The 4982-nt window shown below is 39.2% G+C and carries 6 protein-coding genes; 2 read left to right on the top strand and 4 right to left on the bottom strand.

Features of this window, described 5'->3' with window-relative positions:
* Positions 1 to 564 precede the first annotated feature (564 nt).
* Together QZZ43_RS03835 and QZZ43_RS03830 are read left to right on the top strand one after the other, a co-directional pair.
* On the top strand, positions 565 to 909 hold the full coding sequence (locus tag QZZ43_RS03835; protein WP_291856432.1) for a hypothetical protein: 345 nt from the start codon (positions 565 to 567) through the stop codon (positions 907 to 909).
* 4 nt (positions 910 to 913) lie between these two features.
* Positions 914 to 2041, top strand: coding sequence for an ATP-binding protein (locus QZZ43_RS03830; RefSeq protein ID WP_291856430.1), 1128 nt, complete (start codon positions 914 to 916; stop codon positions 2039 to 2041).
* Here the strand turns inward: QZZ43_RS03830 and QZZ43_RS03825 are convergent.
* From QZZ43_RS03825 to QZZ43_RS03810, 4 genes are all read right to left on the bottom strand, one after another.
* Positions 2034 to 2387, bottom strand: coding sequence for a cupin domain-containing protein (locus tag QZZ43_RS03825; RefSeq protein WP_291856429.1), 354 nt, complete (start codon positions 2385 to 2387; stop codon positions 2034 to 2036). The genes QZZ43_RS03830 and QZZ43_RS03825 overlap by 8 nt on opposite strands.
* An 86-nt stretch (positions 2388 to 2473) precedes the next feature.
* The gene (locus QZZ43_RS03820; protein WP_291856427.1) at positions 2474 to 3403 is read right to left on the bottom strand and encodes an FKBP-type peptidyl-prolyl cis-trans isomerase; all 930 of its coding nucleotides are present in this window, start codon (positions 3401 to 3403) and stop codon (positions 2474 to 2476) included.
* Between the two features lie 338 nt (positions 3404 to 3741).
* Positions 3742 to 4275, bottom strand: coding sequence for a hypothetical protein (locus tag QZZ43_RS03815; RefSeq protein ID WP_291856425.1), 534 nt, complete (start codon positions 4273 to 4275; stop codon positions 3742 to 3744).
* A 90-nt stretch (positions 4276 to 4365) separates the two neighbouring features.
* Positions 4366 to 4982 (bottom strand): hypothetical protein (locus tag QZZ43_RS03810; protein WP_291856423.1); only part of this gene is annotated, 617 nt, incomplete at its 5' end.

Below are 4982 nucleotides of genomic sequence, written 5' to 3'. Positions count from 1 at the left end.
GTTATTCTATCGTAAAATCGTCTCTGTTTGAGTCTCACGCGCACAGCAAGTGAGAGGAGTTTTGACGATTTGGATAAAAGAACCATAGTTTATAGGGCGATTGTTGCCGCAGTCTAATGTTCCTTGTCTCTATAGGCTTAGTCTCTCACTGTTTTTAAGATAGTTATTAATTAAAACCGAAGCTAACTGTTTAAATGGCGCGCGAGCCCTTCCGCCTTCCGGGTCGGCGGTGGGGGGAAGGCTTAATGGGCGGCTTCAGAGATTGCGGGCATACCGGAAATTTTGGCTTTCGCGGGGAGATAAGATTAAGATAAAGCGGACTAGTCCCGATATAGGTTTTGTAAAGTTTTTGCGAAAAAACTCATAAAGGATATAATCCCTTTTAATCCCCAGTTTATTGAAACTTTCACCCATTATGTTCCGTACTTTATTTTTTTGACACTTTAAATTAAATATTTAAGAAACGAGCATGGCAATGATTGCATCAAAAGAATATGTATCAGTTCTTACATGCGAGTCCTCCCGAATTTTCGGGAACCAATAACTTATATAAATATTGTACTGATGAATGGCACTTCTACAAAATACTCAGTCAACCTTGGCTTCGAAGAAGTTAAACTACCTCCCTTCGAGGACATCCTCGTAGTTGGAAGAAAATCACCCCAGGGAAAAACAGGAGTCACAAAACTCTTCGAGCTCCTGGTTCCCAATGAGTTCGAAACAGTAGATTTGGAACATCCAAATGTGGAGGTGGTCTTTGTCAATCGACGGATTCTTAAAAAAATTGAGCTGAATCACGTCATGGAAATTTTAAAAAAGAAAGTTATTCCGTATATTTCACCCTCCGAAATTCTCAAGGTGGACTTTCAACTGAAAGTGCATTACGACACCATTGAGGTTGATACCTAAGACCATGCTTATCAAACCATATATTGAAAAAGAGTATCCAACAACAGAACCTTTTACTGGAATTAACATCATTGAAGAAGAACTGAAGGAAAAGAAGTTCTTTGTTGTGATGGAAAACAAAAATTCTTTTCAGGGATTACTGACAATCTCTGATGTTTTTGAGCGCAGAAAAAAACTGGTCACTGATTGCCTTACCCCAAAACCATCCATTTCACCAAACTCAACAATACACCAGGCATTAGAGTTAATGCACTCGGCCCAGACACCAGCCCTTCCGGTCATCGATAGCAATCAACAATTTTGTGGAGTATTGTCAATGACCAAACTCAAAGAAATATTTAAATATTACGAGTTAAACAGAACACAGAATTTTGAGAAGAAAATTTCTTTATCTCAAAAAATTAAGGAGCAGTTTTTTCGGAATTTATCGCATGAAATCAGAACCCCTCTCAATGCCATTCAAGGCTTGACCGAAGTGTTACTCTACTCAGATATTCCGGACGAGGAAAAGGGAAATTTTGCCGGTATGTTACATGCAAAAACCGATGAACTCCTCCTACTTATTGACTCCTTGCTCAACCTCTCCCGCCTACAGGCGGGAGATTTTAGTTTCAGCCCTGATGATGTAGTGAAACCATCGGAAGTATGTGACAATTTGGAAATTAAAGCAAATGCTCTTAAAGAGGCTTTCGCCAAATCACAAGTTTCTATCAAAACCTCTTTCAGTCTCCCTGAAAACTTTTCTCTAAAAACCAACCTGGCATACCTTCAGGAAATTATGATTCACCTCCTGAGCAATGCCATTAAATTTACGGATCAGGGAGTCGTAGAATTTGGCTGTTTTGCTGACGAATACCAAAATGCAGTTTTCTTTGTCAAAGATACAGGTACAGGAATCCCTCTCGAAAACCAGGCTTCGATTTTCAATGCTTTCGAAAAAATTGAATCCGACCATTCCCGAATCAATCCCGGAATGGGCCTAGGCCTCACCCTGGCCTCAAAAATAATCGAAGGTGCTGGTGGCAAAATCTGGCTCGATTCCGAACCTGGTAAAGGAAGTGCTTTCTATTTCTTTCTCGGACCAAAACAAAAACCCAAAGAAACAAAATCGGAGAAAACCGGCCTCAATTAACCACAAAATATCCCCCAACCACCCTGTATCGATCTTTCTCATTAAAAAACGTTACATCAGCATACCCCGCAAATACCTTACCTGAATGCACAACTCCCCGCGGTATATAATACCTGTCTCCTTTAACAAAAGTAGATTTACGACCATCAATAGTCAGCTCAATCTTTCCTTCCAAAACAATCCCCCACTGGGCTTCGTGCGAATGTTCCGGCAAATATACATCCTCCGAAAATTTCATAAACAAAATCTGATGACTCACCCCTTGCGAAAGACGTGCTTCTACGCCCTTCATCGGAATATCTGCAAGCGGTAATTCCTGTATCGGTTTTGGAAATAAATCATTCATAACTTTAAAAATAAAAATTTACCTGCATCCGATTATACATGCGGATGCAGGAGAAAAAAGTTCAGAGAACAATAAGCCTGATGAGGTCAGTCTAGCAGCTCTATCTCATAAACTAGAGGAGAAAAGGGTTCTGGAGTATTCGACAGGTACCCGTCTTCGGTAAGTTCATTTTTCAATTCATGTGGAATTACCTGAATCCCGGCTCCAAAACCTAGTTCTGAAGGAAAGATGAGCAGCCCTCTTTCTCCGGGCTTTAACAACTTTATCCCCTCTTCTAATCCTTCCACAGCATTTTTGCCCAACTGTACTGAAACCGGATTATTATGAAAAGTGGAAAAATGAATCGTTCCATCTAAATATCTGCGCTCAAAATGTACTTTGACGATATCTCCATCATCCGGACGGCTGCCCTGATCCTGAGCGGTTAGCTTCTTAAAGTATAAGCCATTGGCAAATTCTTTTAAAGATTCAATTTTGTTGGTTTCAATATAGTTAGCTATTAGCTCTTTTTCCTCTTCCAGCCGTTCATCTTTCCCCTGAATATCAACCACCTCCAAATCACATACTAATATTGAACCGGATTCCAGCTTGAAGTCCGGGTTTGAATACCGGTTGAAGACAAGTACCGAGGGAATAAAAAACCTTAACTTTTCACCTTTATGCATTAAGCCACACCCTATATCCAGCCCTTCAGGAACAAGAGAGCCTGAACCGTGTTCGAATACGACAATCGTATCGGTATCAACATCCAGGTCATCACCGTCCAGAGTAGATACAGTATACTTGGCATAGATTATATCACCCTCACTTACCTTCTTGTTATCGGGATTCTCTTCAATCTCTAAATAATACAATCCACTTCTGTGTTTTTGGGCAGAAATATCATTTTCTGCGAGATAATCATTGATTTTTTGGTCATCCTCCTTTTGTCGTTTTTCAATTTCTGACATTTCGTCTTTATCACATTGAGTAAAAAGGGAGAATGCAAAAAGCATTAGTAGCAATCTAGTATTCATGATAATTTCGTTTTTAATGATTGTACATCTACATAATAATTCAATCTGGGATCCTTCAAAAAATGCTGCAGTGACCGAAATAAGTTATGGATTTGTTAAAAAAGTGACGATTCCAGCCCTGGCGTAGGAGCACACCCGGGAAAAGTATTTTGCCGGCAGACGATAGTACTTAATGGCACATACAAATGAATAAGCGACACTCTGCCTAACCCTCACAGAACACTGGCATTCAGATACCTGCGCACGGGTGAGGCATTTAAAAATCTCTCATAAAAAGTTCTTTGCGTCATTGCCTCTTAGCGCCTAAGCCGTATATAACGGACTATTGAGTGAAGGCATTATTGGTAATAAGTCGTATCGGTGTCTGCCGAAAATTCAACTTCCAAACAAAGTTCCTCCTTATTTAAGGCTTCATCCAGAAGATGGATTTTGTAAGTCCCGTAATCCAGAGGGCCTATTTTATAGGAGATATCATATTTACAGGTACAATAAACACCAGGATTAACATGACTTTCATTTACATTAATCACATCGCCATCCACGTTGTAGTCAATAATCAGACTGTCAAACGAGCAATTAAAAACGGCATCAAAATGTTGAATCAACAGATAATCAGAATCCACAGTCTCCAGGCTGGCACAAATTTCTGGTGCCTCATAGGTACTTTTCAACCCTGATGCTTTACAGCCTGAATAAGATAAGCCACTCTTTTGGGTAATAGTTCCACTATTCATGGGAACATCGCTCTCTTCAGGTGTTTCATGGCAAGACCAAAAGAATACAATTAATAAAAGGATGGTTAGAAAAACCATTCCATGTAACACTAAATCCACAAATGGTTTCTGTTTGATTTTCGATTTCATGTTTTTCATTTTAATTGGTTTTAGTTTATTTTTTGAATCTCTTTATCTTATTACGATTAAAGTATCTGGTCCGCGACAAAACAGCTCATATTTTTTAAATTACCTCGAAATTCTAACCGTAACTCCTGACTGATAAAAATGAAGATTCTCTTCAGCCAGCCTGTACAAAGGAACTTTCAGATACATCTCTATCGCCATATTCGTTCTGCTAGAAAAATTGAACTGCCATCCACTGGAGAGATTCAACTGGCCTGCAAAATTGATATTCTCAAAATTTACAGTTGATTGAGTGGACTCTGTAAAATCATAATTCTTACGATAGGTTTCTTTTATAAAGGCCAGTGTGGAAAATCCACCGGAAACAAATAGCTCACCCTGACTCAGCTCTGTGAGTTTCATCTTGAGATTAACCGGAATATCCAAACACAGTAACTCAGCATCTTTGGATACAGGGGCATTATCCGAATACACTCTGGTCTGATGATAACTCAAATGATACTTATCAAAAATCACCCCTAAACTGGCCGAAAACTTTTGATTGATTTTTACCTCATTTATCACACCAAATGCAATGGACTGATTTGATGAGGTGCTGGTGGTATTAGTCACTCCCTTCAAAAGCAGCCCGACACTTATTTTCTTATAATTATTTCGCTCATTCAAAAAATCATGTTTGTCTTCACCTTTTTCTATTAAAAAAACAGTATCCCGCAAAA

This window comes from Marinilabilia sp. (genome assembly GCF_016278715.1).
In the GTDB taxonomy this organism is placed as follows: Bacteria; Bacteroidota; Bacteroidia; order Bacteroidales; family Marinilabiliaceae; genus Marinilabilia.
The sequence above is the reverse complement of the archived record's forward strand: the minus strand, read 5'-3'. Positions and strand labels throughout refer to the sequence as shown.